The following is a 26,498-nucleotide window of genomic DNA, read 5'->3' on the forward strand; positions in this document are numbered from 1 at the left end:
ATTTATAAACCATTGTTCTACACAGTTTTACTTGTGTTTTATTGTAACCCAAGACTTATCAAATCCGATAGCGTTCAAAATCTTTTCTTTATCTAAAACTTCGGGCCGTTTGATTTTCAAAATCAACGTTTGTTCTGGCACTTTTTCGATAATCGTGAATTGTGAGCCGTGAGGTTGCCACACAAATTGTTTGTCCTTTGTGCCTTTTACAAATCCCTCTAAATTTCCTCGTGGGTTCCACACAAAGTCGAAAAGCTCCGTATCGTATCGAATAGTATCAAATTCAAATACTGCAACTTGAGAAAGGTCATTGGATTTTACCAAAACAACAGTTCGTAAGTGTTTAAATTTTTCTCGAATTGCAGAAACTCTCTCGTTCCAAATTTCTAAAACCTGTTCACCAATCAAATTCGGATCAGCTGTTGTGTCGATTGTTCCGCCATAAGAATATACTGGCGAATTACGACCTGATATTAATCTTACTTGTTTTAGGTTTGTAAAATCCTTAATTCCAGATTTTACTGTTTTCGCTCCCCAAGCTGTATTTCCCATTACTACATCGTCAAGCCCAACATTTGATGGTTTCCATTCTGCTCCGATACAAAGCGCAAAAATCTGTTCCCATTCATTGCCTTGCAAATCTGCTCGACCTTTGCTTGCTAAAAGATAAACGATTTCTTGTCCAAGAATATAAGGAAATTCTGAATTGAATTGATTTAACGGATAAGCCGAAACAGACTTGTTTACAGTTCTTAATCTTGGTGATTTACGTTTTGCCATTAACTCGGATTATATTGTAAATCATATTCTCTCAAAACTGTAGCCTGGTCTAAACTTGTAGCTATATAAGGCAAAAACTTTTCTACAACTGCTTTAATCATATTAACCGGGACAGCATTTCCTGCTTGTTTCTTTGCTTGTGCATCACTTACTACAATCTTGTACCAATCAGGAAAACCTTGTAATCTGAACATTTCTCGTGGTGTCAACCTTCGTTCGCCATTAACCAAAAGATAGTTGTGAGATGCCCCTGAACGAAGTGCACAAGAATAAGGATAAGAACAAATATTACCCGATTTGTTCTCATGCCAAATCGAAGGATAAAATGATGATTGGTGTTTATCTTTTCTTTTCTGTTTTATATATTCAGAAGCAAAATATTTCTCGTCAACTTTATTTTCTAAAATTTCTGTAAGTGCTTTATAAGGCTTTTCAGGACTTGGGAAAGTGAACATAATTGACTCACGATGTCCAATAATTACAACCCGTTCGCGCTTTTGTGGCAATCCATAATCCAATGCGTTTAAAACGCTATATTGAATGTGATAACCCAAATCTTTTAGTGACTGAACTATTACTTTCAAAGTTTTTCCTTTGTCATGTCCAACAAGCTGTTTTACATTTTCTAAAATGAATGCTTTTGGTTGCTTCTCTTTAAGTATACGCGCAATGTCGAAAAACAAAGTTCCTCGAATATCACTTAACCCTTTCATTTGTCCAATGATGCTGAAAGGTTGACAAGGAAATCCAGCAAAAAGTATATCGTGGTCAGGTATTTTTTTTTCGTCAATTTGTGTAATGTCGCCAAAAGGTTTTTCGCCGAAATTGGCCTCGTAACTTTCTTGGGCATATTTGTCAATATCTGATGAAAGTACACATTCAGGCTGAACGTCATTTTCTTCACAAGCCTCTTCAAAAGCTACTCGGAAACCACCAATTCCGCAAAAAAGATCGATAAATTTCAGTTTTTCTCTATACATATCGTAAAGTTAATTATCTATTCCATGAACTTGTCGAAATTCCAAGATTTTAATCAACAGCCGAATGTTAATCAAAATTGCGTAGAACAATTATATATAGTCAATAACCATATCCCACTTATAAGCTTAAAACAAAAATAAGGACAACCCTATACTCACATAAGATTATCCTTAACAAAAAAACATTTCTTATTTAATTCTTAATCAACTTTCCATAGTAGGTTTTCCCGTTCCGTGCATCCCATAAAGTATAGATATAGATGCCCCTGGACAAGTGCTGCACCCTTAATTGTATAGATCTATTATCAGTCAGGGTAGATAAGGTGTCTTGGTACACTATTCGCCCGGCCATGTTGGTCAATATTGTTTTTACGTTGGGGGTGGCTTCCGGGAACGTAATTGTGGCATATTCCACAAAGGGGTTGGGATAGCCCATTATTTTTAAAGGTTCTTCAACGGTCCCTTGTGGTGTACTTTGTACAACTTCGCCCATTTCAAGTGCTTCCCAAACCACATCCCCGATCTTGGGCACTTCCTCCCGGGTATCGTTTGTTAAGGCCACCTGGAATATTTCTAGGTTGAAAGGTGTATAATTCGCATAATCGCCCTGTACGGAAAACACAATGGTTTTTAACCGGGTAAAGTCCATAGGTCTGTCTTCATGGTTTTTAAAATCCTTAAAAGGAATATGCTGCAAACTACCTTCGGTTTCGGGATCCAGGACATAGCGTAAACGTTCTTCCCAACGATCCGTGGCATCGGTCACCAAACTCACCTCAAAGGGAACATCGCTTTTGATCTTCAACTGGAGGTTTTTATAACCCTCACTATTCAGTTGCAAGTCCCCGGCCATAAGGTTCCGGAAAATATTAATGGTTTCCCTTACTTCGCCCCTGGCCACAATACCACGTTCTACCCTATGCCCAGAAATTGAGGTCTCATTTTCCTCTTGTGCGATTACGGTAAAATCCGCAACGGCATCGACAGCTTTATTAAAATCCACGCCCCAGGGGCCGTCGGCCAAGTACATGGTATCAAACTGATACGAATTCTCGGCCAGAATGGAAATCCCGATATCAAACAAATAGCCGGTATCCACCGTTACCTCTTCTTCCCAGGCTCCGTTTAGGGCTATGGTTTTGTTCCAATTGGTAAGCTTGTCCTGTTCCGTGGCCTTGTAATTACCATCTATATTCAACCACCCGGCCCTGACCTTGTTTACAATATTCAGGTGCAATTTTCCTTGTTTGTAATAACCACTTTTGATAAAAACCGTGGGTAAAATATTTTCGGCCTTATAATCGTTCAGTTCCTTTTTTTCAGCCAGTGACGTCAATATATGATTGACCAAAGTGGTCACTTGTCCCATAGTACTGCCCCATACCTGAAAGTTAGTATAATCCCCTATTGGGTATTCGTCCAAATTCCAAAGGCTGAATACCCGTTGGGAACGCCCCTCATCCTTTACCGAAAAGGTCAACGCATATTCCAGGGCCCCATTGGCCCTTTGCAATTGAGTATAGACCAATTTATACCCTTGTAGGGCAACGGTACGCACATCCAGCAATTGGGCATTGTTGAGACGATCGCAAATGGTCTTGGTATGATTGTATACCCCTCCTTTGGTCTCGACCGCCAAGGCAGCGGAAACACGGTTTTCCCCTTCATAATAATCAATGGAAAAGACATTTTCGGCATTGGTAATGGCCAAAAGATCTTCTGGACTGGAAACATAGGTGGTTTCGGTACCGAACATCCCCGTCTCCGGGAACAGGGCAGTTAAATTCCCTGATTTCGCATTCAGGGACTTATAGGTTTTCCTGTTATATTTTTGCTGTCTTTTTTGAGTGTTCTTAAAGGTGTTGGACTTATTGCGGTCAAAGTTTCTTTTGGCGATAAGACGTGCCAAATCACCATTGCTCTCCAAACCACCGTCATTACCGGAACTCACATCGGCATGGTCGGTAATGGTATTGTAATTGGTAACTTTAATCGCCGTATATGGATTGGCCGTTATATAAAACAGGGCATCGTTAAAGTCATTATCGCAATTGCTATAATCCCTTCTAATATCCTCAAACCCCAAAACGATCCGTTCATTGTCCGGGTCGCTTAAAAGTACATTGTGAAAGCGCAGGTTTTCATCGGCCTCCGGGTTATAATCGGGATTTGAAAACAACTGCCATAAACCGGGGGTTACCTTATTTTTCCAGCCATTGGCCAAAAGTACCCATCCTATGCCCGTACCGGCCGAAAATTGCCCTATTCTTACTTTATTCCCTACTTCCAGACCACCACCACTTCCCAATGCCGAAACATTTGGGAATACAATGGTTATGTCTTCCGGATCCGGGGTAGTTGGAGGGGCTTCGCTGCTATCATAGGTATAAAAGCCCAACACATTTTTATAGCCGGCACCCTCTCCCACAAAGGTTACCCATACCTCGGCCACATCCTCAAGAATAATATCGGTATCATAGCCCGATGAAATGTACTGCGGATTGTATTGTGGTACAGGAAATCCCTCGGGCAGGGCATCGCTTATCATTTGTAGTGTTTCCTGGGAAATTACATCGGACTCCACCAGGTATTCGGGAGTACCGTCTGAAGTATAGGTCCCCAGGTAATTATAGTCCTGGGCAGAACCCAATAGCACGGATATCATTGTTGAAAGCACAAGTAGTAATCGTTTCATGGTTTGTAGGTTTACGTTTATGGGGCAAATATCCAAACTTGTCCATTGAAGCAACGGCCCCGTTCGGTGAATGGAAAAATGGTATAGACGGATGGAACAACTATCAAGCCAAAAGATTTGATCAACCGATAATCCTCCATAAAAAAAGCACCCGATCGGGTGCTTTTAAACAATTTTCAGATTAAATTAAATTATTCCTGTCAATGCCAGTGATGTACAAATCACGACCGTGGATATTACACTCATTAATCCCGTCACCAAAGCTCTCAAAGCATACTGTAAAATAAAATCCGCTTTCATATTATTATATTTTAGATTAAACTTCTTTTGATATATAACCTAAAAGTACCTGTTCCCTGTGGCAAAAAGGGGGGTGGTTTCGGTAGATGGCCGTTTACCGTAGGCGGATCGTTCTATAGTATAGGGGAAGGAATTACAGCAGGTTTAACCTACGCATGAGTTCCGGCCTGTTTGAGCGGCTAATAGGTATTACACTTTTTTCGATCAACACACTATTATCTTCTATATCAATGATTTTGGTGAAATTAATGATATAGGAACGATGAATCTGTAAAAAGGTTCTCTCCGGTAGTTTTTCCTTTATTTTCTTTAACGTGGTATGCACACGATACGATTCTTTTTCGGTTTTTATATCTATATAATCGCCTTTAGCCTCGATAACCAAGATTTCCTTGAACTTTAATTTGATCAGGCGTCTATCTATATTTATGTACAGATCTTCCCCCAGGTCAGAAGTTCCTTCTGCCGTGGCGGCCTTGGGCCGTTTCGCCAATGCGTTCTGAATTTTCTGCATTGAAATCTCAAAGCGCTCAGAAGTTATAGGTTTTACCAAATAATCTACAATGGCCTCATATTGATAGGCTTCAATGGCAAAATTGGTATCGGAAGTAGTCAAAACGATCCGTGGGGGATCCTTTAAGGTCTGTACAAAATCAACACCGCTAAAACCGGGCATATGAATATCCAGAAAAACGATATCGATAGCCTGTTGATTCAGAAATTTTATGGCATCAATGGCATTGTCGAACTCTTCGATAACATCCAGTTCCGGCACCTTGGAACATAATTGCCTTACGATCGCCCTTGCGGCAGCCTCATCGTCTATGATAATACAGTTCATATCAAATGGTTTTTAGGTAGGTTTCTATTGTTTTTAATATTGTTCTAAAATCCATATCCATTTCAATGTTTCCCGTACATAATCGTTCTTCATAAAGAACCGCAAACCTATAGGCACCTTCCATACCCAAAATGTTGAATTTATGCTTTAGTTTATGTACAATTTCAGATGCTTCCCGGAGCTGTTCCCCTTCTATATGATCAAGGTATGTATTCCTTTCTATGGGAAATTCCTCTTTAATAAGGGCAATAAACTCATTTTCAAAGTCAATGTCATCGCCCGCCAGCTTTTTTACATAATTCAGGTTAGGTTGCTCTTTCATCTTATTTTTTTAAGGTAAAATAAAAGGTGGTTCCTTTTTCTATCGTACTTTCCAACCAAATTTGCCCTTCATAAAGATCAATGATTTTTTTAACGATGGAAAGGCCGATTCCTGTTGAGCGTTCACCGTTACCCATAGACTGAAAGATCTCGAATATTTTTTCATGATATTCTTTGGGTATACCCACACCATTGTCTTCTATAGCAAACTGCCAATGGTCATCACACTCCAATGCGTTTATCTGGACAAGACCTTTTTCCTTTTCTATATTGACTACGGCATTTGCGATCAGATTCTGAAACAATTGATGGATCTTGGTCTTATCCACATTGATTACGGGCAGGGTGTTCATAATGACCACATCAACATTTTCCGGAATAAAAATAATCTCACGTATTTCATTTATGACTTCGTTCAAATCGACCGCCGAATTTTCCAAATGGTCACTATTGATGCTTGAATATTTTAATATGCCATCAATAAGCTTGTCCATTCCCGCTATTTTTTCCTGCATCAGTTGCAGATTAAACACCCCATTTCCATCCAACACATCCTTATAATCCTCGGTTAGCCATGTAGCCAGGGCGTTAATACTCCGTAAGGGGGATTTTAAATCATGCGAAACGATATGGGCATATTCCTGTAACCCTTGATTGCTCGCCTCCAGCTCTTTCATCAAATGTTCTTTTTGCAGTTCCAGATTTCGCTGATCGGTAATATCCTCTATAAGGGCCACCTGATAATCTATCCTGCCTTCCAAGTCCCTCACGGCACTTACATTGGTCTTTGCCAAAAGAAACGAACCATCTTTTTTAATATATTTTTTATTAATAACAAAGTTGTTGATTTCCCCGGTGTCCATTTGTTCCATAAGTCCCTTGGACAGGGGAACATCTTCCGGGCTGGAAATATCCTTCACATGAAATTTCTTTATTTCCGAACGGTCGTATCCCAAAAGTTCGGCAAAGGCCTTATTGGCTTTTACAATAGTACCATCTACGGTTAGGACAATTCCCAACGGGGAATTTTCCACAATAATATCCAGCTGGGTCTTTTGGTCGGCCAACAATTTCTTTACCTCGTTATCCCTGGTAATATCGCGTATGATTCCTTGTGCCGCTATCGGTTTTCTCTCCTTGTCATATATTAAGCTACTATTGATCTGCACATATTTTTCGGATCCATCCTTAACAATAATCCTGGCCGTGTAGTTTTTTAGAATGCCGACCTCAATCAATGTTTTAAAAGAAGTAGTTGTATACTGCAGATAATCTTCGTGTACCAACTTGGCCAGGTTTATCGCCTCTTTGGTATGGTCATACCCTAAAAATTCCTTTGCGGAACTGTTCATGTTAATTACATTGAATTTAAGGTCCATGACCACATAAGGGTCAATAATGTTTATGAAGACCCCATCCAGTTCAGAGGCTTTCTTGCTCAATAAACTTTCCAGCTTGCTATTGGCCTGTTTAAGGTGCCGGGTAACATCATAGAGTTCCTTGGACTTGCTTTCCAGAATCCTTTCCGCCTGAATACGTGCTTTTTTTTGCCTGTCCAGTGCTTTTTTAAGAAGTATAACTTCTTTGTTATCCATTCTGGGTAATATCAAATTTTACTTCGGTACCGTCCTCTTTTATAAGTTCATAGGTAATATTGGCGCTACCGTTAAAATGTTCGAACGTTTTTTCCATAAGTCCATGGGCCAATCTGTACAATCCCCTTGAAGAGGAGTAAATCATTGAAATTGAGGTATCGGTCTTATCCAAGATTTTAAAAGTGGGCAATTCCGCATCCGGATATAACTTCTTTACGTGTACATGGATATGATCTTCAATGGAATATAATAGCCCCAAAGGGGAATTATAACTCTTTATTACCTCCGGATGGGCTTTTCCTAAACTGGTAAAAAGATAAAGTCCAAAGGTATAGATCAAATCATCGACGGGTAAATTCACCTCTCCACTAAGCCCTGTCAACAAACCTACCATCTCATTGAAATCATAGGTTCCCACCGAGGTATAAATTCCATCAGAAGGCAAATCCGTTTTTTCAATGATATTGTCCACGGTCTCCAGGCCAAATTTGACCTCGACCATTTCCAAGAACTCCGTAAATACAATTCCTTTCATATGCGATATGATTACGGATTAAAAGTAAGAAAAGTAATACGAAGACTATACTATTTGTTGTGAAATGTGCTTTTTTGTTAGGCTTTTACCAATTCATTGATGTCCCAATAGGCCAGAACCTTTTGCAATTTAGATTCGTAGTCTTCGTATTTAAGTGGTTTAATGATGTATCCCGCAATACCAATTCTATAGCATTCCAATAAATCGGCCCTGTTTTCCGATGTTGTCAAGATAATGGTAGGAAGGTATTTTAACTTATCGTCTTCTTTAAGGACTCGAAGGAACTCAATACCGTTCATTCTTGGCATATTCAGATCCAATAAAATAATCCCGGGTAATTCCGCGTCCGATTTTAAAATCTTTAAGGCTTCCTCTCCATTTCTTGCCTCGATAATAGTATGCTTCAATTGGAATTTTGAAACCGTTCTTTGAAGTTTCATGGTTTCAATAGTGTCATCTTCAATAAATAGAATGTTCATGAGATCGATGCCTTTAAGAGCTTCAAATATGCCCAATAAAGTTGTAATTTACGGATTAGAATAGGTGAATAAAAAAAAAGTGTCGCCGAATGGAAAATAAATGTAGACAAACCGATTATTCCACGATCTCCATTTTCTTCAATAAGAATGACGCATTCATGTTTTGGCAAATACCTTTTTTGAATTTATAATCAAAATGTAATTCGTTGTTAATGATTTCGGCATCAAAGTAAAAATTTTCTACCTGTGGCATTTCTTGGGCAACATCGCAAAGACTCAGATCATGGGTAGCAATAATCCCGGTTGAATTAGACCCTACCAAGCGTTCTACAAACTTTCGGGATCCCTTGGCCTTGTCCGTACTGTTCGTCCCCTTTAGGATTTCGTCCAAAACAATAAAATAACGGTCATCTTGAATCTCATCTACGATGAACTTCAATCGCTTCAATTCGGAAAAGAAATACGATTCGTCATCGGTCAGCGAATCGGACGTACGCATACTGGTAATCAGCTTGATCGGCACATATTCGGTCCGGAAAGCACATACGGGAAGTCCGGTATTGGCCATTACAATGTGCAGGGAAACGGTTCTTAAAAAGGTACTTTTCCCGGCCATATTGGCTCCGGTGACTATCAAGAACTGTTCCTTACCTATCTCAAAATCGTTAAGAATACTTTTCTCCGGATTTAAAAGGGGATGGCCCGCCCTTTCGGATTTCAAAATTTTAGGACCATCGACCAAAACGGGATAAGTAAATTGAGGATGGTTAAAGGCAAAATTCCCTAAACTGTTATAGGCATCAAAAAAGGCGATGACCTCAAACCAATCCGCTACCTTGTTGCCCCATTTTTGTATCCATTTTTCGATCTTAACGCATTGCTGTAAATCCCATAATAGGAATCCATTCCCTACAATTCCGAAAAGCATGTTGTTTCGTTGATCGAGCGCATTTAGAATCTTGGAAAATTCAGATAGCTTTTTTGAAGTCTTTGCAACGTCGTTTATAACAATAGATTGTTGCTGCTTTAACCATGGTGATTTAAAATTGGTGTTCTCCAACTCCAAGATCAACCTGTAGTACTGTTGAAAGGTACTTTGCACTTTAGAGGTATGGGCCGATAATTTATTGATCCTTTTTAGGTAAGTCCCCGTAATCCCCAATCCAACAAACAACCATAGAACAACTCCCCACCCGTTAAGGATATCCATAAAATACAGCCCAAAATTTAACACGGACACAAACGAGAATAGCATGGGCAGTACTTGCATGTATTTTGGAACAAAACCTTTATATGCATTTAACCAATTTACGATAATGGTATAAGACACCTCTGTTTTGACCAATGTAGCAATGGCCGAGAAGTTTTGACGCCATTCGGGCATTTGGCCCAATTCTTTTATCGCTTCCTGTTTTAGGGGAATATTCTCAATGGCGTTTTCCAAAAGTAGGGATGAAAAGACCTCGCTCCCCTGTCTTAGGGCCGTCCTGTTTGCATATTGATAAAAAGAACCTCGCCCGAACAAGTCTATATCCTGACTAAAACAATGCTCCGGATTTTTGAACTCATTGCCATTCGGCAAATGATGGAAATTTCGCCCCAGGACTTCCAATTCCGTTTCATTGATTTTTATAAGCGACCGGAGCTTTGCTTTTTTGTATTGCAAACCTGAATGCCTAGAAACCAAATAAAGGAATAACGCAATGGTAAAGATTATAATTCCCGCAACTATTTTGGTGTTGTCATAAAAGAGGTATATGCCTAGGGCCGCTGTTAAAAAAATGCCCAGTCTAAGCATACTGGAACTAAATAATTGTTTCTTTACCCCAGCCAGCAAGGCCGTATTTTTCTTGATCTGGTCTTTATAAAAGGAAACTAATTCCTGCATCTGTAAAACGTGCATTTTTGATACTGCCCGATGGCTCTCGGAAAATTAAGTATTGATTGGGGCGTAAAGATATGGATTCGATCCTTAGGGAAGCGCATCGAACGCCGACTTCATTTTCTTGGTGAATTTTGAAACGATCAAATCATAGGAGTGATCAACCAACTCACAAATAAGTTTGGGAGGGACGCCCTCAAGATAAACGGTGTTCCAATGTACCTTGCTCATATGGTAACCGGGGATTATTGAACCGTCATACGTTTCACGTAGCTCAATGGCCCTTTCCGGATCACACTTTAAATTCACTTGTGGAGGCATTCTTTCCAGTGCGGACAAAGCGAACATTTTTCCCATAACTTTAAACACTAAAGTCTGTTCATCAAAAGGAAACTCCTCCGTTACGCTTTTTTTTGCAATACAATATTCCCTGAATGCTTCAATGTTCATAGACCCAGTGCTTAAACCCTCTTTTTATACAAGGGAAACTTTTAGTTAATTCCTTTTGAATCATAAACGATAACCTTTGTCCATAAATGGCTCGATTCCTCTATAAACAATTTATGAGGTGCTTCATCCTGATAATTTTGTTGTGCTTCTGCCGATTCAAAAGTAACGATCAATGAATAGGTAAAGGAACCGTCTACGACATCCCTGTTCGCCTTTGGAGGAACTCCTATAAAATTGGTCTTGGCGTAAGCGGAATTGTCCAGGAATTTTTTTAGCGATTTTTCAAATGCCATTCGGTCTTGGGTATTGTCCGGGTCTTTTAACCAAAAATAGACGGTATGGGCAAAATTAGAATCAAATTGTTGCATAGGTTGTTCAGTTTGGGCAAACCCCGTTAACGTAAGGGTCAAAAATAATAAAATTGGAATTATTCTCATTTTTCAAATTTATTTTAAAAACGCTCCTTATCCCTTTGGTTATCGAGACTCTAAAGCAATGTTTGTTCTTTTGCTACTCTTCCAACAGTTCTTTTTTTTCTTCAGGAATCTTTAATGCCGAATAATCCAATTTCCAACCGATGGTCTCCACAATTTTTTCAATAAGCAATACCGTTTGCCAAGCTTCTTTTTTGGCCGTTTCCATTAATCCACTTTCGGGAATTTTTTCCCTGATATGTTTTTTGGCCTCTTGGTTCAGGCTTGTTAAATCGGCCGGCGTAAAGGTATTGAACATTCCATTTTTAATGTCGTAAAAATCCAGTTCGGGTTCAATGGAAAGAACTTCGGGCCGTGGAAAATTTGTGAGTACGATTTTCTTTTTCCCCTCATCGGCATGCATGAAGATCTTTTTTAGGTCATAGCCAATTTGTGCCTTGGCCTTTATAACGATCAGGGCCTTCTTTTTACTGCTCACCAGGCTCATAAAGCGTTCTTTGGTGTTTTCATATTTATAGATTTCGGCAAAATCGCCCTCAACGGAAATCAGCTTACATACGCTCTTGATCTTCTCCAATAATACCGTGGATTGATGTGTGGTCAACTCCTTATTTTTCTTTTTTCTAAAAAAAGAAAAAAACCAGTACATGAGTATCGCACCTAAAACAAGGCCCAGAAAAATCTCTAAAATATTATCCATTCCCCTTGCCTATTTCACCCAAATGAGTGTATTTGAAACCTTTATCATATTTAAGTCCATAGCCAAATATCCTATCCATGGCAGCATGCGAAAACAGTATAATACCGACCAACTGAATTATCGGCAGGGAAAGGTACATCCCCAAAAAATAAATTGCGATAGCCAGCCCTCTATGATGAAATGCATTGTACACAATAGCACCTGTGCGATTACCAAAAACATATCCTATCATACCGATATCCGGTGCTAAGATCAGCAACAAAAACCACCACCACGGATACCCTAAAAGTCCGAACATGAAAATTCCGAGAACAAACAGGGCTACTTCTTCCAGTTTTATAAGGTTCTTCATGGTATTTTTATTTTATAGAGTACGGGCCTACTGGGGCTGGCATCGTTTTCAAAAGGAGCTACCTGTAAATTTAAAAAATAAAGGCCGTCCATAATGGTATTCGGAACATATATAAATTCCGTGATCATGGCTTTATAACGGATTTCCCCCTCCAAATTCCAGAAAGCTTTATGGGCCAAAAGCGCCCCTTCATCCTTTTCTTTATCCACCGAAGGAAGATCGATCAACAGTTGCCGTACACCGATATCCCTTAAATATGAGGCGGCTTCCTCTAAAAGATAAGGTGGGTTCGTATGCGAATGGCACCGTGTTATTTTAGCATCGGTATTGGGCAATGTACGTATAACAATGGCATCACAAGGGGTATGCCGTAATGCGTTTTCCAATTGTTTTTTGGAAATAACGAAATCTGTGCCCACTTTTCCAGGAGCAACGGTAATCAACTCGGCCAAAAAGAAATACCGATTTAAATTCTTATTGACCGAATGAAAATCCCCGGTAATATGTCCCACACACTCCGTATGTGTACCATGGGCATGGGGGCTGAACCATATATTATTAAAATTAACTGCCGCCCCTTTAGAGACCGCCCCCACAAATTCCCCTTCCCGATGTGGTGCTATTTTAGGATGGTCCATATACCAAGCACTTACATTGGACGCATCGCCTCGTAACGAAATGGAAATATCCAAGGGTTTGGACAGATCTACCTCATATTCTTTTTTGTTATGTTCAATCCTGGTTTTCATACGGAACTTGTTTCAATATCCGGGCAAAGCATCATTCAAATCTAACAAATCTGGATTCACTTTCTGAACTCTTTTTGATAAAAGCCATTTTCAATCTTTTTTCCAAACGTTATCCGGTGTTCTTTTGAAAATAATCCCTGTTTCTTAAATTCTTCATAGGATTCTAATCCTTGTCCGAGTTCAGGAAAAACAGATCTGCGGCAATCCCATCGGCCAAAAACTTTCCTTTTTTGGTGACCAACAGGGTATCTCCGTTCCAATGCAACAGATGTTCCTCTACATGCTTTTTCGATCGGTGCATTAGATATTCCTTATATGCTTCTCCATAGTTGGATGCAATTTTTGATAGGGAAACACCCCAAACAGTTCTAAGGCCTGTCATTACATATTCGTTATACTTATCCGTTGTAGAAAGTATTTCGGCCTCCATAGGCAGTTCCCCTTTCTCAATAGATTTGATATATTTTATGTTGTTATTGATGTTCCAGGCCCGTTGTTCCCCATTATAAGAATGTGCCGAGGGGCCAATACCTAAATACTTTTTTTGCTGCCAATAGGCCGTATTGTTTTTTGAAAAATAACCAGGTTTTCCAAAATTGGAAATCTCATAGCTTTCGTATCCGGCGGCTTCCATTTTATCTAAAAGAACATTAAAATGTTCCTGGGCCACCTCATCTTCAATAGGTATTACAATTCCCTTTTCCACAAATCTGGCCAAGGCCGTTTTTGGTTCCACGGTAAGCGCATAACTTGAAATATGGGGAATATTGAACGAAAGTGTTCTATTGATGTTCTCTTCCCACCTTTCTTTGGTCATATTGGGCATGCCATATATTAAATCGACGGAAATATTATCAAAATGGCGAATCGCAAGTTCAATACACTCCGCTGCTTCGGTTGCATTATGCGCACGATTCATCAGTCTTAAATCGTCTTCAAAAAACGATTGTACACCAATGCTTAAACGATTTATCGGGCTTTTGGCCAACTGAAGTATTTTTTCTTCGGACAGATCGTCTGGATTGGCTTCCAATGTAATCTCCGGGTTTTCGATTACTTGATAATTTGAATAGACCGAATCCAGAATTCTCAGAATTTCATCGGTATCCAACATGGAAGGGGTTCCCCCGCCAAAATAAATAGTTTCGACTTTTATATTCTTAAATTCACTTTTCCTAAGCTCCAACTCCTTACATAAGGCCCCGATCATAGCTTCTTTCTTTCCCATACTGGTCGAAAAATGAAAATCACAATAATGACAGGCCTGTTTGCAAAAGGGAATGTGGATGTAGATTCCGCTCATAATTCGGTGTTCATTTGGCAGTCACAGTTAGCAGTCACCCAGCACTGAACTTATCAACCTTTTTACTATTCCTTAATAATTCATCAAAAGCTTTATGATCGATATATTCACAAGCAAACAATCTCAGAACCGAATAAATACTATCTTCACTGCCAACCGCAACTGTCCTCTGCATACTATTCATTTACCTACTTTTTTAGGGTTATTTTTCACATAGGAAGCCCATCCCGTATAACTCTTGCCTACCTCTACCCTGCCTTCATTGTAAAAATGACAAACGGCAGCGGCCAGACCGTCCGTACTATCCAAATTTTTAGGTAAAGTCTTTAACCCCAAAAGCCCCTGGAGCATTTTTGCCACTTGTTCCTTACTGGCATTTCCATTGCCCGTTATGGCCATCTTTATTTTTTTGGGAAGGTATTCCGTAATGGGAATTTGTCTTGAAAGTCCCGCTGCCATAGCTACACCCTGTGCCCTACCCAATTTCAACATGGACTGTACATTTTTACCAAAAAAAGGAGCTTCAATGGCAATCTCATCGGGGTGATAGGAATCGATCAGTTCAATAGTGCGCTCAAAAATGAGTTTGAGCTTCGTATAGGGATCATTGTATTTTTTAAGGAGCAATTCGTTCATTTGAATGAATTCCATCTTTTTGTTGACCACTTTTATGATGCCAAAACCCATTACCGTAGTACCGGGATCGATTCCCAATATAATTTTTTCTTTGGCCAATTTACTTTCTCCTATTTAGTTTTATGGGAATACTGAATTTTGTACTTACCGGAATCCCCCTTTTTATCGCAGGTGCAATAGTAGGTAAGTTTTTTAAACTTTGTGAAATAATACCGTCAAACTCCGGCATCTGTTTTATAACGGACGGATCTTTTTCTATACGCTTAATGATTATTCTTCCTTTGGAATTTACCACAAAAATAACATTGACTTTCGGATCTGTATCTGCATCTATGGTAAATTCGAACTCCTTTAGGGTATTTTTAAAATGGGACGTCAACTTACTTTCAAAACAGCTACGCTGTTCCTCTTTTACAGCAGACTCGTCACAATCGTAAAAGAGCGGATAGGCATCTACGGTATTCCAATCTATTTGCTCCAATTCCGAAGCGATGATTTTTTGCGTTCGTTCCTCTTTGGGTTCAAAGTAATTGCAAGAAATCAAGATCCCAAAAACCAACATGACCAAAAACCGTTTCATTCTGCCAAAACTATAACGGAAATTACGATTTTTTAAGGACTTTATTCCTTTTCAAAATGGATTTGAGCCATTAATTCCCTAATCCGTTTTTGCACTATTCGAGAAATATAAGGCCGTTCACGACCATACCTTTTAATGAAGCTTTTGTAACACTCCAATTTCCTATCCAATGATTTGACAATTCGATCCGTAGTAGAGCAAATCTGATAATAAAGCCGGGATTCCTCAGGATTTTCTTTATGGGCCAATCTATAATACTCCAAGGATTCTTTAAAATGCTCCTTAGCTCCGAATATCTGCGCCAAACTTTCATATTCTTCGGCCAGATATGGTTTTTGGATCGCTATGGATTTTTTAATATAATAAGCGGCACTATCCAGTTCCCTACCCTTCTTAAAAACCTGCCCCAATTCATAATAAACATCCCCATTGTTTTCATCTTCATCCATCCCAATAGCAGTTTTGTAAGCTTCTTTGGACTTTTCAAATTCCCAACCCCTAAAATAGGCATAGCCTAATTTTAGATAAACGTATTTCTTTTGTTCGCCCAATTTCAAAAGTTTTTCAAAAAAGGGAATGGACTTCGTATATTCCTTATTATTAAAGTATCCCAATGCTTTAAAATTGATCAGGGAAACATCTTCTGGGTAAAATACCAACCCCATATCCGCATAATGCATAACGGAATCTTTTTCGCGTTTGATCAGGTAATATTTCGCCAATTGAAAATGACTTCTAAGATGTGTAGAATCTATTACTACCGCCTTACTATAATGAGGGATGCTTTGATCTAAACTATCCATTTTTTGCAAGGTTCGACCCAGTTGATAATGATATTCGGGGTTATTGGGGTTTTTGGCGATCAATGCCATAAATAACCCTTGCGCCTTGTTATGCTTATTAATCTTTAACAATAGTTTCCCCAACTCAAATCGAGCAATTTCCATTTGCGGGTTTTTGCCCATTACCCCCTCATATTGTAATACGGACTTCTCAAAATTACCCATGGTATTATAGGCACGGGCAATTTGTAATCCAGATTGGGTACTACCAACTTTGGCATACGTATTGATCGCCTTGATATAATTTCCAGTAGCATAGAGGCTATCGGCAATGATCAAGGTCGAATTTTGGGCTTCGGCCTTTAGATTGAACAACAAAAGAACTATAAATACTATTCGCATTGGGTATGACCTTAATTGATCTTCTTCATTTTTATCTCAACTACGCCATCTTTCCCTTTTGGGCCGTACTTTTTTATAGCTTCTTCCCCTTTTCTAACATTAATGGACTCAATATGATCGGAATCTATGGCTTCCACATCCTTTTTGGTATATTCTACGCCATTAACAAAGTATAGGGGGGCTATTCCATTTACGAAACGAATTATCATATCATTCTGCAACTCTTTACTTTCCAGCTTAAATGTTATTGGAATGGAAAAAGGAACATTTACTTTTTTTCCTTTATGTTCGCCTGGGGTCATTCTGGGCAATTTTCTGATAATACGCTCTGCTTCATCCTCCAATAATTTATCTGGACCACGTTTTTCAATATGGATTATATTGCCTTCGGCATCGATTGCAAAGATGATACTAACCTTCCCCTGTATCCCTTTTTCTTGGGCCTCCTGGGGGTATTGAAAATTTTTGGAGATGTGCTTTTGTATCATTTTTCGAAAACAGGTACGTTTATCGTCCTCATCTTCACACCCTGGAAAAATGGGAACCTGATCAACAATCGCAAAAGGAACATCTAAAAGAGAATCCCTAGTTGCACTAAAAATTTTATTATCTGTATTTTTATCGTTCTTTGTATTAGCAGTCTGTTCATTTTGGTTTTTTTCCTTTTTTTGCGCCTCTATAGATGAATAAACTAACATCATCGCTATAATAGGCATTAACAACAGGTACTTTACTCGAAGTATTTTTTTTGATTCGTTTTTTTGTAACATGACTATTCGTTTTTTTAGTAATGATTTTTTAAAAAATTGATTTACGAAAGAGATATTCCGGGTCTGAAAAATTTGGGACAACAACAGCTCATAATGCGCCTTTCTTTCCCCCACAGGTAGATGTGCATCAGCAATAAATTCGTGCAATTCGGCAACCCTGTTTTGATAGACGTATACTAGGGGATTGAACCAACCTACGATTCGCATTACCTCAAAAAACAAAAGGTCCAATGAATGCTTTTGTTTGATATGCACCAATTCATGGGATATGATGATCGGGTATTCTTTTTTGGCCACCTCTTCGCCTAAAAAAATAGATTTGAAAAAAGAAAATGCCAAACTGCTTTTCGGCACTAATACTTGGGTGAAATCCTTAAAATAGGTAATCTCCCCTTTTTTACGAAGCTGGACCAATCGCCATAGTTTAATAACAAACCAAATAAGGGCCAAAGACATCCCTCCCAAGAAAATGCTCTCTTGCCAGGTAAGTGTAAATTTTTCGGCAGTCTCTATCGATACCGCTATTTCCGATTGTTGAAAATTCCAAAGAAACTCCGGATACCCGTAAAACGTTTCCGGTATTTCCTTCCGGAGGGCCTCTATTTTTATCCATGGCAAAACCAATGACAATAAATAGGAGCCGATCAAATAAGTTCTATTCCATTGAAAGAACGTTTCCTTTTTTAGAAAGAAATCATAAACGACGAGGAACACCAACTGAAAGGCGATACATTCCAAGATATACTGTATCATTTCTTCTCTTTTTTGATTTCATTTAAAATGGATTCCAGCTCGGAAAGGCTCATATCGTTCTTTTTCATAAAAAAAGAAACCATACTCTTATAGGAACCCTGAAAATAACCCTCTACCAATTTATTGATGGATTGATAACTGTAATCGGACTTCTTCACCAACGGAAAATAGTTATATCCCTTTCCTTTTTGTTCATGGTCTACAAAACCCTTATTCTCCAATATACGGACTATAGTAGAAACGGTATTGTACGCCGGTTTTGGCTCCGGGAGTTTGTTAATAATCGCGGCCACATTGCATTTTTCCAGTTGCCATAGCACCTGCATTACTTCTTCTTCCGCTTTTGTCAATTGTTTCATGAGTACTAAATTTAATTTAACATCTTTATCATATTCTATCATTGCAAGGGCACCTAAATAAATCGGGCATCGCATCTTTGTTTCAAAATCACAATGCTAATATAACTAAAAATTTAGTTAAAACTAATTTATTAGTTAATAAATCGATTATTACCCATCGATCTAAATCAAGAACTGTAACAAAACCGTGCTATCTTCGTCACATAAAAAATATCTTGAATGGACCTTACATTGTTAATCCTCGGATTCTTTTTTATGCTTATAGGTATTCTAGGGAGTTTTTTACCGGTTCTTCCGGGACCGCCCCTTAGCTGGATCGGGCTTTTATTATTGCACTTGACCAACGCTGTTCCCATGAACCGGTGGTTTTTGGGCATTACTTTAGGGATAGCCCTGATCATATTTGCGTTGGACTATATTATTCCCGCAATCGGCACTAAAAAATTTGGAGGTACCAGGGCAGGTATGATAGGCACCACCATTGGGCTTATTATAGGGCTATTGGCACCGATTCCGGGAGGCATTATTATCGGTCCTTTTTTAGGTGCCTTTTTAGGCGAACTTTCTGCCAAGGCCGATAATAAAACGGCACTAAAGGCAGCTTTTGGCTCTTTTTTGGGTTTTCTGACAGGGACTTTTATGAAGTTCGTTGTCGCTATAATCTTTTTGGGCCTGTTTGTTTCTAAAGTATGGGAACATCGGTCCGGATTATTTCCATTTTTCAATTAAAAAACAACAATCTTCACATTGGGTTAAATTCGTTTTAAGATTTGTCCAATAGCAGGTCTACACAATTTTTTAATACGGGGTTTGCATTTTCCTTTTTCCAGATTACGGATAAAACGGCTCGTTGTGGCAACGTTTTCAACTCGATAAATTTAACCGCCATTTGAAAACCGCCCTGAAGTGCCGTTGGTACAATGGCAACGCCCATATTGTTTTCCACCAATTTAAAAATAGTCTGTGCATGAACGGATTTATGCGAAACTCTAGGCTTAAATCCCGCATCCGCACAAATACTCATAATAGTTTCATAATAATAAGGGCTGTATTCCTGATTGAAAAGGATAAATTCATTTTCGGCAAATTGATGCATTCCCGTATATTCCCGTGCATGCATGGGGTAATTTTGGGGAAGGACCAGGGAAAACGTATCCTCATAAACCGTTTTCATATATAATTCATCGGGTACCTTGGCCAAACGAACAAAGCCAATATCCAAATCATCCTTTAAAACGGCATCGACCTGATTTAAGTTGGAACGTTCTTCCAAAGATGTTTTAATTTTTGGGAAAGCATCCTTCAGTTTTAGCAATAATGAAGGAATTACATTTTGCATGGCAGAACCTAAAAACCCGATTCTTATTTCTCCCGTATCTCCCGCCCCGATCAATTGTATTTGCCTTTTAGTCTCTTTTAGCTCCCGGAATATGGATTTGGCCTGTCTTTTTAAATAATGTCCGGCAGGGGTAAGCGATACTCTTTTTTTATCCCTAACGAACAATTGTGCCTGTAACCGGTTTTCCATCTGTTTGATCTGTCTGCTCAAGCCGGGTTGTGATATATATAGTTTTTCAGCGGCCTTCCTAAAGTGTAATTCCTCAGCAACGGCCAAAAAATAGGCTAAATGTCTTACTTCTAATTGATAACTTTCAAGCATTGATTGTTCACTTTAATGGTATTGGTAATTATCAAAACTAATCAATAACTTTGATTTTCCTATAATAAAAAATATGTCCGTAACAGTATTTAATCTCGGTGAAGGTCATTTGACCGCCGGAAAGGCATTACATATAGCCAGGGGGCAACTTGTTTGTGCATTGTCAGCACCCACTCGAAAGAAAGTCAATTCCAGCGCAACCATTGTTACCGATATTGTTGCCAAAGGCGATGTGGTTTATGGCATCAATACGGGATTTGGTCCGTTATGCACAACTACGATTTCTAAAGAAGAAACCAAGATTCTCCAGCAGAATATACTTAAAAGCCACAGTGTTGGTGTAGGGGAACCGATCGCCTCTGAGCTTTCCAAGCTCATGCTTATCCTTAAGGCACATTCCCTGGCCAAGGGGTTTTCAGGCATCCGATTGGAAACCCTGGAACGTATTCTGTGGCACATACAAAACGATGCCATACCCGAAGTGCCCTCCCAGGGTTCGGTGGGTGCTTCCGGAGACCTGGCACCACTTTCGCATTTGTTCCTCCCCTTGATCGGGCTTGGAAACGTCTCCTATATGGGCAAAACGATTCCTACATCGGAACTCTTTGAAAAAACGGGGTTAAAGCCCTTGCATTTAGGCCCAAAAGAAGGTCTGGCACTTATCAATGGCACCCAGTTTATTGCCGCACATGCTGTAAAAGTCGTGGAACAACTGCATGCCGTACTATCCCAGGCAGACGTTATTGGGGCAATGATGATCGAGGGACTCCAAGGTTCCGTCAAACCTTTTTACAACGAACTCCATGCCTTACGCCCGTTCAAGGGCAATCTGCATGTAGCAAAAAGGGTGAAAAGGCTTCTCAAAGGCTCGGAGATCATGGAAGACCATATCGACTGTGAAAGAGTACAGGACCCCTATTCCTTAAGGTGTATCCCACAGGTACATGGAGCATCAAGAAACGCATGGCTGCATCTTAAGGAATTATTGGAAATAGAATTGAATTCGGTTACGGACAATCCGGTCATTATAGATAAAGACCTGACCATAAGCGGAGGTAATTTTCATGGGCAGCCTCTGGCGATGGCCTTGGATTATGCTTGTTTAGCGGCATCGGAAATTGGGAATATTTCCGACCGGAGAATTTATCTGGCCCTGGAAGGAAACAGCCCCGGAGTACCTAAATTGCTTATGAAGGATACCGGTATTAATTCGGGATATATGATCCTTCAATACACTACGGCAGCATTGGCAAGCGAAAATAAAGGGCTATGTTTTCCGTCCAGTGCAGATAGTATCCCTACATCTTTGGGGCAGGAAGATCATGTGAGTATGGGATCTATATCAGGACGGAAAGCATTACGGGTCATTGCGAACGTTGAAAAGATATTGGCCATAGAACTATTGACCGCCGCACAGGCTTTTGAGTATAGAAAGCCCATGAAGTCAGGGGTGTTTTTGGATGAAATCCATAAGGAAATACGTAAGGAAGTGGACTTTGCCGAACAGGATAGGGTTTTTGCCGATGATATCCAGAAAGGAATAAAAATGGTACAAGACAAAAGGGTCATCAAAGTAATCCGGGAAGTTGAAAAGCGGGAAAACACCTTCCTCAAAACGAAATATTCCGAAGAATTTGAAATTTACTAACACAAATACCAAAAAAAATAGCGAGAAATGGAAAACCTAAAACTTATAGGCCCTATAAAACAAGTGGTTTCCATGACAGGGTTATCCCTTAAAGGTCCCATATCGGATTCGGAGCTTGTTGTTATGGAGGATGCCGGGATTCTTATCCAAGATGAAAAAATCATTGCCATAGCAAAATTCGAAACACTTTTGGTTTCCTATAAAAAAGCGAAGGTTTATCGCTTGGAAGGAGATCACGTATGCTTTCCGGGCTTTATAGATGCCCATACCCACATCTGTTTTGGAGGCTCCAGGGCCAACGACTATGCCATGCGCAATGCCGGAAAAAGCTATTTGGAAATAGCAAAATCCGGCGGAGGTATTTGGGATACCGTTACACGGACCAGAACAGCTTCCAAGGAGCTACTCGCAAAAAAAACGATCAAAAGGGTAAAACAACATCTAAAAAATGGTGTTACCACCATTGAGGTAAAGAGTGGTTATGGTTTATCCATAGCCGAGGAGCTAAAAATGCTCAGAACCATAAAAGAAGTAAACTCGGCCACACCTCTTGACCTTATCCCTACTTGCCTGGCGGCACACATGCTCCCCAGGGATTATTCGGGAACAGCGGAAGCGTATTTGAAAGAAATAAGTCTTACGCTTTTCCCTAAATTAAAGGAAGAGAAACTATCCAACAGAATCGATGCATTTATAGAGGAAAGCGCTTTTTCTCCCGAACAGATAACACCCTATTTTCAAAAAGCCAAAGAAGCGGGGTTCGACATTACGGTCCACGCCGATCAATTCAGTACCGGAGGAAGTGCCATAGCCGTAAAATTCAAAGCCCTGAGCGCAGACCATTTGGAAGCGAGTACCCCACGTGAAATAGCGTTTTTGGCCAAAAGTAATGTTATTGCGACCGCTTTACCGGGAGCTTCGCTTGGATTGGGCTGTAATTTTACCCCCGCACGAAAAATTTTAGATGCGGGCGGGGCTTTAGCCATTGCAAGCGATCATAATCCCGGATCTGCACCCATGGGTGACCTTTTAATGCAGGCCAGCGTATTGGGGACTTTTGAAAAATTGACCAATGCCGAAGTCTTAGCGGGAATTACGTTTAGGGCCGCCGCCGCCTTAAACCTCAAGGACAGAGGCATGCTGAAAAAAGGAATGTTGGCCGACTTCTCCTTGTTCCACACCAACAATTATAAAGAAGTACTCTATAACCAAGGCAGTTTTAAGCCTTGTATGGTATGGAAAAAGGGTAAAAATATTTATAATAAACACAGTTGAAAATACGAGGGTTAAACATGAAATCGGAAATGGACTTTAAGCAACAAATTCAACAGGGCATACCAACAGAACTGCCAAAAAAAAAGACACCTTCTATAAACCTAAGCCATGCCCCCAAAAGAAAGGACGTCCTTTCCCTTTCAGAAAAGAAATTGGCCATAAAAAACGCTTTAAGGTACTACCCAAAATCTTGGCATGCGGAACTCTCACGGGAATTTGCCGAGGAACTAAAAAAATATGGGCGTATCTATATGTATCGATTTATGCCGGATTATAAAATGCATGCACGGTCCATAAACGAATATCCGGCCCGTATCGCACAGGCAGCGGCCATTATGTTGATGATACAGAACAATCTAGATCCGGCCGTTGCCCAGCATCCCGAAGAATTAATTACCTATGGTGGCAACGGTGCCGTTTTTCAAAACTGGGCCCAATATCTCTTAACCATGAGGTATTTGGCAGAAATGTCCGAAACCCAAACACTTCACATATATTCAGGTCACCCTATGGGGCTCTTTCCTTCATCCAAGGAAGCTCCCCGGGTAGTGGTTACCAATGGTATGATGATTCCCAACTATTCCCAACCCGATGATTGGGAAAAATACAATGCGCTCGGCGTTACCCAATACGGGCAGATGACAGCAGGCTCCTATATGTATATTGGTCCGCAGGGCATCGTTCACGGCACCACCATTACCGTTATGAATGCCTTTCGCAAGGTGCTGAAGAAAAAAGAAAGTCCAAATGGAAAAATATTTCTGACCGCCGGACTTGGAGGCATGAGCGGTGCACAGCCCAAAGCTGGAAACATTGCCGGATGTATCACTATTTGTGCAGAAGTCAACCCCCTGGCCGCCGTCAAAAGGTATGAACAAGGTTGGGTGGATGAACTGATCGATGATATCGAAATTCTTATTGAAAGGACCATCACCGCCAAAGAAAATGAAGAAACCGTTTCCCTGGCCTATATAGGTAATGTAGTAGAGGTATGGGAGCAATTTTACAAAGCGGAAATCTTTGTGCATTTGGGATCCGACCAAACTTCCTTGCACAATCCATGGGCAGGGGGCTATTATCCCGTAGGCCTGTCTTTTGAGGAATCCAATAGATTGATGAGTTCCAATCCCGATGTTTTTAAGTCAAAAGTTCAGGAATCTTTACGTAGACATGCAACGGCCGTGAACAAACACACAGAAAAAGGAACCTATTTTTTTGATTATGGAAACGCTTTTTTATTGGAGGCATCACGGGCCGGGGCAGATATAATGTCCACAAACAATATCGATTTTAAATACCCGTCCTATGTACAGGACATTTTAGGCCCCATGTGCTTTGATTATGGATTTGGGCCTTTTCGCTGGGTATGCACTTCCGGCAATCTAGAGGATCTGCAAAAAACCGATGCCATTGCCCTTAAAATAATGCAAAGAATAAAAAAGGAAGCTCCGGCCGAAATCAAACAACAATTGCAGGATAATATCAAATGGATAGAAGAGGCCGAGCAGCATAAATTAGTAGTAGGCTCACAGGCCAGGATTTTATATGCCGATGCCGAAGGAAGGGCCAAAATAGCGGAAGCTTTTAACGAGGCGATCAAGAAGGGTAATATTTCGGCACCCGTTGTTCTGGGCAGGGACCATCATGATGTAAGTGGAACGGATTCCCCGTTCAGGGAAACCAGTAATATTTATGACGGAAGTAAATTTACGGCAGATATGGCCATACACAATGTTATTGGCGATAGTTTTCGCGGGGCCACCTGGGTATCCATACACAACGGTGGCGGTGTTGGCTGGGGCGAGGTAATGAACGGTGGGTTCGGACTTCTTTTGGATGGTTCTGAAACAGCTTCCAGAAAATTAAAAAATATGTTGTTCTATGATGTAAATAATGGGATTTCAAGAAGAAGCTGGGCCAGAAATAAAGAAGCTATTTTCGCTATTGAACGAGAAATGGCCAGAACGCCCCAACTCAAAATAACTTTACCTAATTTAGTGGAAGATTCATTATTGGAACATCTATTTTAAATTTGGGTATGTCACAATTCATTAAACCCGATTCAACATTATGGACAGGTAGGGAATCCGATGCCAGGTCGTATCTGCATGAAAAGGTTTTATGCACCCATGCCGATATCCTTAAAAAAACAAATACCCAAAAAACGGTAGCCATTTTAGGTTATGCCTGTGATGAAGGCGTACTACGGAACCAAGGCAGAATAGGAGCGGTAAAAGGCCCGGACGTTATACGGACACAACTCGCCAAAATGCCGAACCATTTGAATGAAAATACCCAACTTATTGATGTTGGAACGGTAGTATGTGAAGATGGCGATATGGAAGCCACCCAAAAAAGTTTATCGGAAATGACCGATCAACTTTTGGGCAAAGGTATACTTCCCATTGTCCTAGGCGGAGGGCATGATGTGGCCTATGGTCATTTTAAGGGACTAAGAAAACATATTCCGAAAGGCAAATCATTGGGGATTATCAACTTTGATGCTCATTTTGATTTACGTTCCAATAAAAAAAGGAACAATTCCGGGACCCCTTTTTATCAAATTGCGCAAGATTGTCAAAGTGATAATCTTGACTTTAACTATTTGTGTTTGGGCATACGAAAAAATGCGAATGACAAAATCCTTTTTGAGACGGCCGATCAATTAAAAGTTTTTTATATAGAAGAAAAACATTTTAATATGCACTATTTGGAGCATGTACAACTCCGGCTTATGCAATTTATTGAAGATGTAGATCATATCTACACCACCATAGATTTAGACGGATTCTCATCTGCCTTTGCCCCGGGAGTTAGCGCAGCTTCCCCTATGGGATTCTCCCCGGATATTGTTTTGGAATGCCTTAAACTTATTCTGGATTCCCAAAAATTAATAAGTCTGGATATTGCCGAAATGAACCCTAAATATGATGTGGACCACCAAACGGCCAAGTTGGCCGCCTCTTTGGCCCATTATGTAATCCATAATTCCCAAGAAGGCTGAGAAACAAAAAAAGCCTCCCAAATGGAAAGCCTTTCATTGGTTTTATCGATACTGTTTCGATAAACACAAATGCCCCAAACAAGTTTGAAGCACAACACAACGATACAAAGATAGCAAAGGTTTTTTACCTGATAGTTTTTTTACCCTCTTAAATTCATCATCGGCCAAATCCACTTTTTGTTCTGCTAACAGCTATTCAAGGTCAACATTCTTTTAGACCATCTACCCGAAAA

The 26,498-nt window shown here is 40.0% G+C and carries 26 protein-coding genes; 5 read left to right on the top strand and 21 right to left on the bottom strand.

Annotated elements, in window-relative coordinates:
* Positions 1–27: 27 nt before the first annotated feature.
* The 20 genes from ACKWB9_RS07635 to ACKWB9_RS07730 form a co-directional block, all read right to left on the bottom strand.
* A complete protein-coding gene (locus ACKWB9_RS07635; protein WP_414002417.1) occupies positions 28–780 on the bottom strand; it encodes a hypothetical protein in 753 nt (250 codons plus the stop codon).
* Complete coding sequence (locus ACKWB9_RS07640; protein ID WP_414002418.1) at positions 780–1,760, bottom strand: DNA cytosine methyltransferase; 981 nt, start codon at positions 1,758–1,760, stop codon at positions 780–782. Before ACKWB9_RS07640 ends, ACKWB9_RS07635 begins: the two co-directional genes overlap by 1 nt.
* A 193-nt stretch (positions 1,761–1,953) precedes the next feature.
* A complete protein-coding gene (locus ACKWB9_RS07645) occupies positions 1,954–4,455 on the bottom strand; it encodes a DUF4114 domain-containing protein (protein ID WP_414002419.1) in 2,502 nt (833 codons plus the stop codon).
* Positions 4,456–4,888: 433 nt separating this feature from the next.
* The gene (locus tag ACKWB9_RS07650; RefSeq protein WP_414002420.1) at positions 4,889–5,596 is read right to left on the bottom strand and encodes a LytR/AlgR family response regulator transcription factor; all 708 of its coding nucleotides are present in this window, start codon (positions 5,594–5,596) and stop codon (positions 4,889–4,891) included.
* 1 nt (position 5,597) lies between these two features.
* Positions 5,598–5,918 (bottom strand): Hpt domain-containing protein, encoded by a 321-nt coding sequence (locus tag ACKWB9_RS07655; RefSeq protein ID WP_414002421.1) that lies wholly within the window; start codon positions 5,916–5,918, stop codon positions 5,598–5,600.
* Between the two features lies 1 nt (position 5,919).
* A complete protein-coding gene (locus ACKWB9_RS07660) occupies positions 5,920–7,512 on the bottom strand; it encodes a sensor histidine kinase (protein WP_414002422.1) in 1,593 nt (530 codons plus the stop codon).
* Positions 7,505–8,047 carry a heme NO-binding domain-containing protein gene (locus tag ACKWB9_RS07665; RefSeq protein WP_414002423.1) on the bottom strand — a complete coding sequence of 181 codons (543 nt, stop codon included), beginning with the start codon at positions 8,045–8,047 and terminating at the stop codon, positions 7,505–7,507. Before ACKWB9_RS07665 ends, ACKWB9_RS07660 begins: the two co-directional genes overlap by 8 nt.
* A gap of 77 nt (positions 8,048–8,124) precedes the next feature.
* Entirely contained in the window at positions 8,125–8,526 is a 402-nt protein-coding gene (locus tag ACKWB9_RS07670) for a response regulator (RefSeq protein WP_414002424.1), read from the bottom strand.
* A 115-nt stretch (positions 8,527–8,641) separates the two neighbouring features.
* The gene (locus tag ACKWB9_RS07675) at positions 8,642–10,414 is read right to left on the bottom strand and encodes a MutS-related protein (RefSeq protein WP_414002425.1); all 1,773 of its coding nucleotides are present in this window, start codon (positions 10,412–10,414) and stop codon (positions 8,642–8,644) included.
* 84 nt (positions 10,415–10,498) lie between these two features.
* Complete coding sequence (locus ACKWB9_RS07680; protein WP_414002426.1) at positions 10,499–10,858, bottom strand: MmcQ/YjbR family DNA-binding protein; 360 nt, start codon at positions 10,856–10,858, stop codon at positions 10,499–10,501.
* Positions 10,859–10,899: 41 nt separating this feature from the next.
* On the bottom strand, positions 10,900–11,295 hold the full coding sequence (locus ACKWB9_RS07685) for a Dabb family protein (protein ID WP_414002427.1): 396 nt from the start codon (positions 11,293–11,295) through the stop codon (positions 10,900–10,902).
* A 73-nt stretch (positions 11,296–11,368) separates the two neighbouring features.
* The gene (locus tag ACKWB9_RS07690; RefSeq protein WP_414002428.1) at positions 11,369–11,992 is read right to left on the bottom strand and encodes a DUF4230 domain-containing protein; all 624 of its coding nucleotides are present in this window, start codon (positions 11,990–11,992) and stop codon (positions 11,369–11,371) included.
* Positions 11,985–12,344: a DUF4260 domain-containing protein gene (locus tag ACKWB9_RS07695; protein WP_414002429.1), complete on the bottom strand. Its 360-nt coding sequence runs from the start codon at positions 12,342–12,344 to the stop codon at positions 11,985–11,987. Before ACKWB9_RS07695 ends, ACKWB9_RS07690 begins: the two co-directional genes overlap by 8 nt.
* Positions 12,341–13,093 carry a cyclase family protein gene (locus ACKWB9_RS07700; protein WP_414002430.1) on the bottom strand — a complete coding sequence of 251 codons (753 nt, stop codon included), beginning with the start codon at positions 13,091–13,093 and terminating at the stop codon, positions 12,341–12,343. The genes ACKWB9_RS07695 and ACKWB9_RS07700 overlap by 4 nt, the downstream gene beginning before the upstream one ends.
* Positions 13,094–13,256: 163 nt before the next feature.
* Positions 13,257–14,396, bottom strand: coding sequence for a radical SAM family heme chaperone HemW (gene hemW / locus ACKWB9_RS07705; protein WP_414002431.1), 1,140 nt, complete (start codon positions 14,394–14,396; stop codon positions 13,257–13,259).
* Between the two features lie 180 nt (positions 14,397–14,576).
* The gene (gene ruvC, locus ACKWB9_RS07710) at positions 14,577–15,131 is read right to left on the bottom strand and encodes a crossover junction endodeoxyribonuclease RuvC (protein ID WP_414002432.1); all 555 of its coding nucleotides are present in this window, start codon (positions 15,129–15,131) and stop codon (positions 14,577–14,579) included.
* A gap of 1 nt (position 15,132) precedes the next feature.
* Positions 15,133–15,612 carry a hypothetical protein gene (locus tag ACKWB9_RS07715; RefSeq protein ID WP_414002433.1) on the bottom strand — a complete coding sequence of 160 codons (480 nt, stop codon included), beginning with the start codon at positions 15,610–15,612 and terminating at the stop codon, positions 15,133–15,135.
* A 41-nt stretch (positions 15,613–15,653) separates the two neighbouring features.
* On the bottom strand, positions 15,654–16,796 hold the full coding sequence (locus ACKWB9_RS07720) for a tetratricopeptide repeat protein (RefSeq protein ID WP_414002434.1): 1,143 nt from the start codon (positions 16,794–16,796) through the stop codon (positions 15,654–15,656).
* A gap of 11 nt (positions 16,797–16,807) precedes the next feature.
* Entirely contained in the window at positions 16,808–18,319 is a 1,512-nt protein-coding gene (locus ACKWB9_RS07725) for a TonB family protein (protein WP_414002435.1), read from the bottom strand.
* Complete coding sequence (locus tag ACKWB9_RS07730) at positions 18,316–18,678, bottom strand: BlaI/MecI/CopY family transcriptional regulator (RefSeq protein WP_414002436.1); 363 nt, start codon at positions 18,676–18,678, stop codon at positions 18,316–18,318. Before ACKWB9_RS07730 ends, ACKWB9_RS07725 begins: the two co-directional genes overlap by 4 nt.
* Positions 18,679–18,897: 219 nt before the next feature.
* On the opposite strand from ACKWB9_RS07730, the gene ACKWB9_RS07735 reads away from it, so the two are divergent.
* Positions 18,898–19,407 (top strand): DUF456 domain-containing protein, encoded by a 510-nt coding sequence (locus ACKWB9_RS07735; RefSeq protein WP_414002437.1) that lies wholly within the window; start codon positions 18,898–18,900, stop codon positions 19,405–19,407.
* 34 nt (positions 19,408–19,441) lie between these two features.
* Here the strand turns inward: ACKWB9_RS07735 and ACKWB9_RS07740 are convergent, their stop codons facing one another.
* Positions 19,442–20,338: a LysR family transcriptional regulator gene (locus tag ACKWB9_RS07740; protein ID WP_414002438.1), complete on the bottom strand. Its 897-nt coding sequence runs from the start codon at positions 20,336–20,338 to the stop codon at positions 19,442–19,444.
* 73 nt (positions 20,339–20,411) lie between these two features.
* Here ACKWB9_RS07740 and hutH point away from each other — a divergent pair, with 73 nt between their 5' ends.
* From hutH to hutG, 4 genes are read left to right on the top strand one after another with little or no spacing between them, the layout of a single operon-like run.
* Entirely contained in the window at positions 20,412–21,986 is a 1,575-nt protein-coding gene (gene hutH / locus ACKWB9_RS07745) for a histidine ammonia-lyase (RefSeq protein ID WP_414002439.1), read from the top strand.
* 27 nt (positions 21,987–22,013) lie between these two features.
* Positions 22,014–23,261, top strand: a complete 1,248-nt coding sequence (gene hutI, locus ACKWB9_RS07750; RefSeq protein ID WP_414002440.1) for an imidazolonepropionase — start codon at positions 22,014–22,016, stop codon at positions 23,259–23,261.
* A gap of 29 nt (positions 23,262–23,290) precedes the next feature.
* Positions 23,291–25,291 carry a urocanate hydratase gene (locus ACKWB9_RS07755; protein WP_414002520.1) on the top strand — a complete coding sequence of 667 codons (2,001 nt, stop codon included), beginning with the start codon at positions 23,291–23,293 and terminating at the stop codon, positions 25,289–25,291.
* 8 nt (positions 25,292–25,299) lie between these two features.
* A complete protein-coding gene (gene hutG, locus ACKWB9_RS07760) occupies positions 25,300–26,265 on the top strand; it encodes a formimidoylglutamase (RefSeq protein WP_414002441.1) in 966 nt (321 codons plus the stop codon).
* Positions 26,266–26,498: the final 233 nt, after the last annotated feature.

Origin of the sequence: Maribacter spongiae (assembly GCF_047345125.1) — a bacterium.
GTDB lineage: Bacteria > Bacteroidota > Bacteroidia > Flavobacteriales > Flavobacteriaceae > Maribacter.

Excerpts from the sequence above, each read along its gene's own strand:
- hutH (WP_414002439.1), top strand. The coding sequence starts at position 20,412 with ATGTCCGTAACAGTATTTAATCTCGGTGAAGGTCATTTGACCGCCGGA.
- ACKWB9_RS07715 (WP_414002433.1), bottom strand. The coding sequence starts at position 15,612 with ATGAAACGGTTTTTGGTCATGTTGGTTTTTGGGATCTTGATTTCTTGC.
- ACKWB9_RS07680 (WP_414002426.1), bottom strand. The coding sequence starts at position 10,858 with ATGAACATTGAAGCATTCAGGGAATATTGTATTGCAAAAAAAAGCGTA.
- ACKWB9_RS07650 (WP_414002420.1), bottom strand. The coding sequence starts at position 5,596 with ATGAACTGTATTATCATAGACGATGAGGCTGCCGCAAGGGCGATCGTA.
- ACKWB9_RS07695 (WP_414002429.1), bottom strand. The coding sequence starts at position 12,344 with ATGAAGAACCTTATAAAACTGGAAGAAGTAGCCCTGTTTGTTCTCGGA.
- ACKWB9_RS07690 (WP_414002428.1), bottom strand. The coding sequence starts at position 11,992 with ATGGATAATATTTTAGAGATTTTTCTGGGCCTTGTTTTAGGTGCGATA.
- ACKWB9_RS07700 (WP_414002430.1), bottom strand. The coding sequence starts at position 13,093 with ATGAAAACCAGGATTGAACATAACAAAAAAGAATATGAGGTAGATCTG.
- ACKWB9_RS07675 (WP_414002425.1), bottom strand. The coding sequence starts at position 10,414 with ATGCAGGAATTAGTTTCCTTTTATAAAGACCAGATCAAGAAAAATACG.
- ACKWB9_RS07720 (WP_414002434.1), bottom strand. The coding sequence starts at position 16,796 with ATGCGAATAGTATTTATAGTTCTTTTGTTGTTCAATCTAAAGGCCGAA.
- ACKWB9_RS07635 (WP_414002417.1), bottom strand. The coding sequence starts at position 780 with ATGGCAAAACGTAAATCACCAAGATTAAGAACTGTAAACAAGTCTGTT.
- ACKWB9_RS07640 (WP_414002418.1), bottom strand. The coding sequence starts at position 1,760 with ATGTATAGAGAAAAACTGAAATTTATCGATCTTTTTTGCGGAATTGGT.
- ACKWB9_RS07740 (WP_414002438.1), bottom strand. The coding sequence starts at position 20,338 with ATGCTTGAAAGTTATCAATTAGAAGTAAGACATTTAGCCTATTTTTTG.
- hutI (WP_414002440.1), top strand. The coding sequence starts at position 22,014 with ATGGAAAACCTAAAACTTATAGGCCCTATAAAACAAGTGGTTTCCATG.
- ACKWB9_RS07725 (WP_414002435.1), bottom strand. The coding sequence starts at position 18,319 with ATGATACAGTATATCTTGGAATGTATCGCCTTTCAGTTGGTGTTCCTC.
- ACKWB9_RS07755 (WP_414002520.1), top strand. The coding sequence starts at position 23,291 with ATGGACTTTAAGCAACAAATTCAACAGGGCATACCAACAGAACTGCCA.
- ACKWB9_RS07685 (WP_414002427.1), bottom strand. The coding sequence starts at position 11,295 with ATGAGAATAATTCCAATTTTATTATTTTTGACCCTTACGTTAACGGGG.
- ACKWB9_RS07735 (WP_414002437.1), top strand. The coding sequence starts at position 18,898 with ATGGACCTTACATTGTTAATCCTCGGATTCTTTTTTATGCTTATAGGT.
- ACKWB9_RS07665 (WP_414002423.1), bottom strand. The coding sequence starts at position 8,047 with ATGAAAGGAATTGTATTTACGGAGTTCTTGGAAATGGTCGAGGTCAAA.
- hutG (WP_414002441.1), top strand. The coding sequence starts at position 25,300 with ATGTCACAATTCATTAAACCCGATTCAACATTATGGACAGGTAGGGAA.
- ACKWB9_RS07730 (WP_414002436.1), bottom strand. The coding sequence starts at position 18,678 with ATGAAACAATTGACAAAAGCGGAAGAAGAAGTAATGCAGGTGCTATGG.
- ACKWB9_RS07645 (WP_414002419.1), bottom strand. The coding sequence starts at position 4,455 with ATGAAACGATTACTACTTGTGCTTTCAACAATGATATCCGTGCTATTG.
- hemW (WP_414002431.1), bottom strand. The coding sequence starts at position 14,396 with ATGAGCGGAATCTACATCCACATTCCCTTTTGCAAACAGGCCTGTCAT.
- ACKWB9_RS07670 (WP_414002424.1), bottom strand. The coding sequence starts at position 8,526 with ATGAACATTCTATTTATTGAAGATGACACTATTGAAACCATGAAACTT.
- ACKWB9_RS07655 (WP_414002421.1), bottom strand. The coding sequence starts at position 5,918 with ATGAAAGAGCAACCTAACCTGAATTATGTAAAAAAGCTGGCGGGCGAT.
- ACKWB9_RS07660 (WP_414002422.1), bottom strand. The coding sequence starts at position 7,512 with ATGGATAACAAAGAAGTTATACTTCTTAAAAAAGCACTGGACAGGCAA.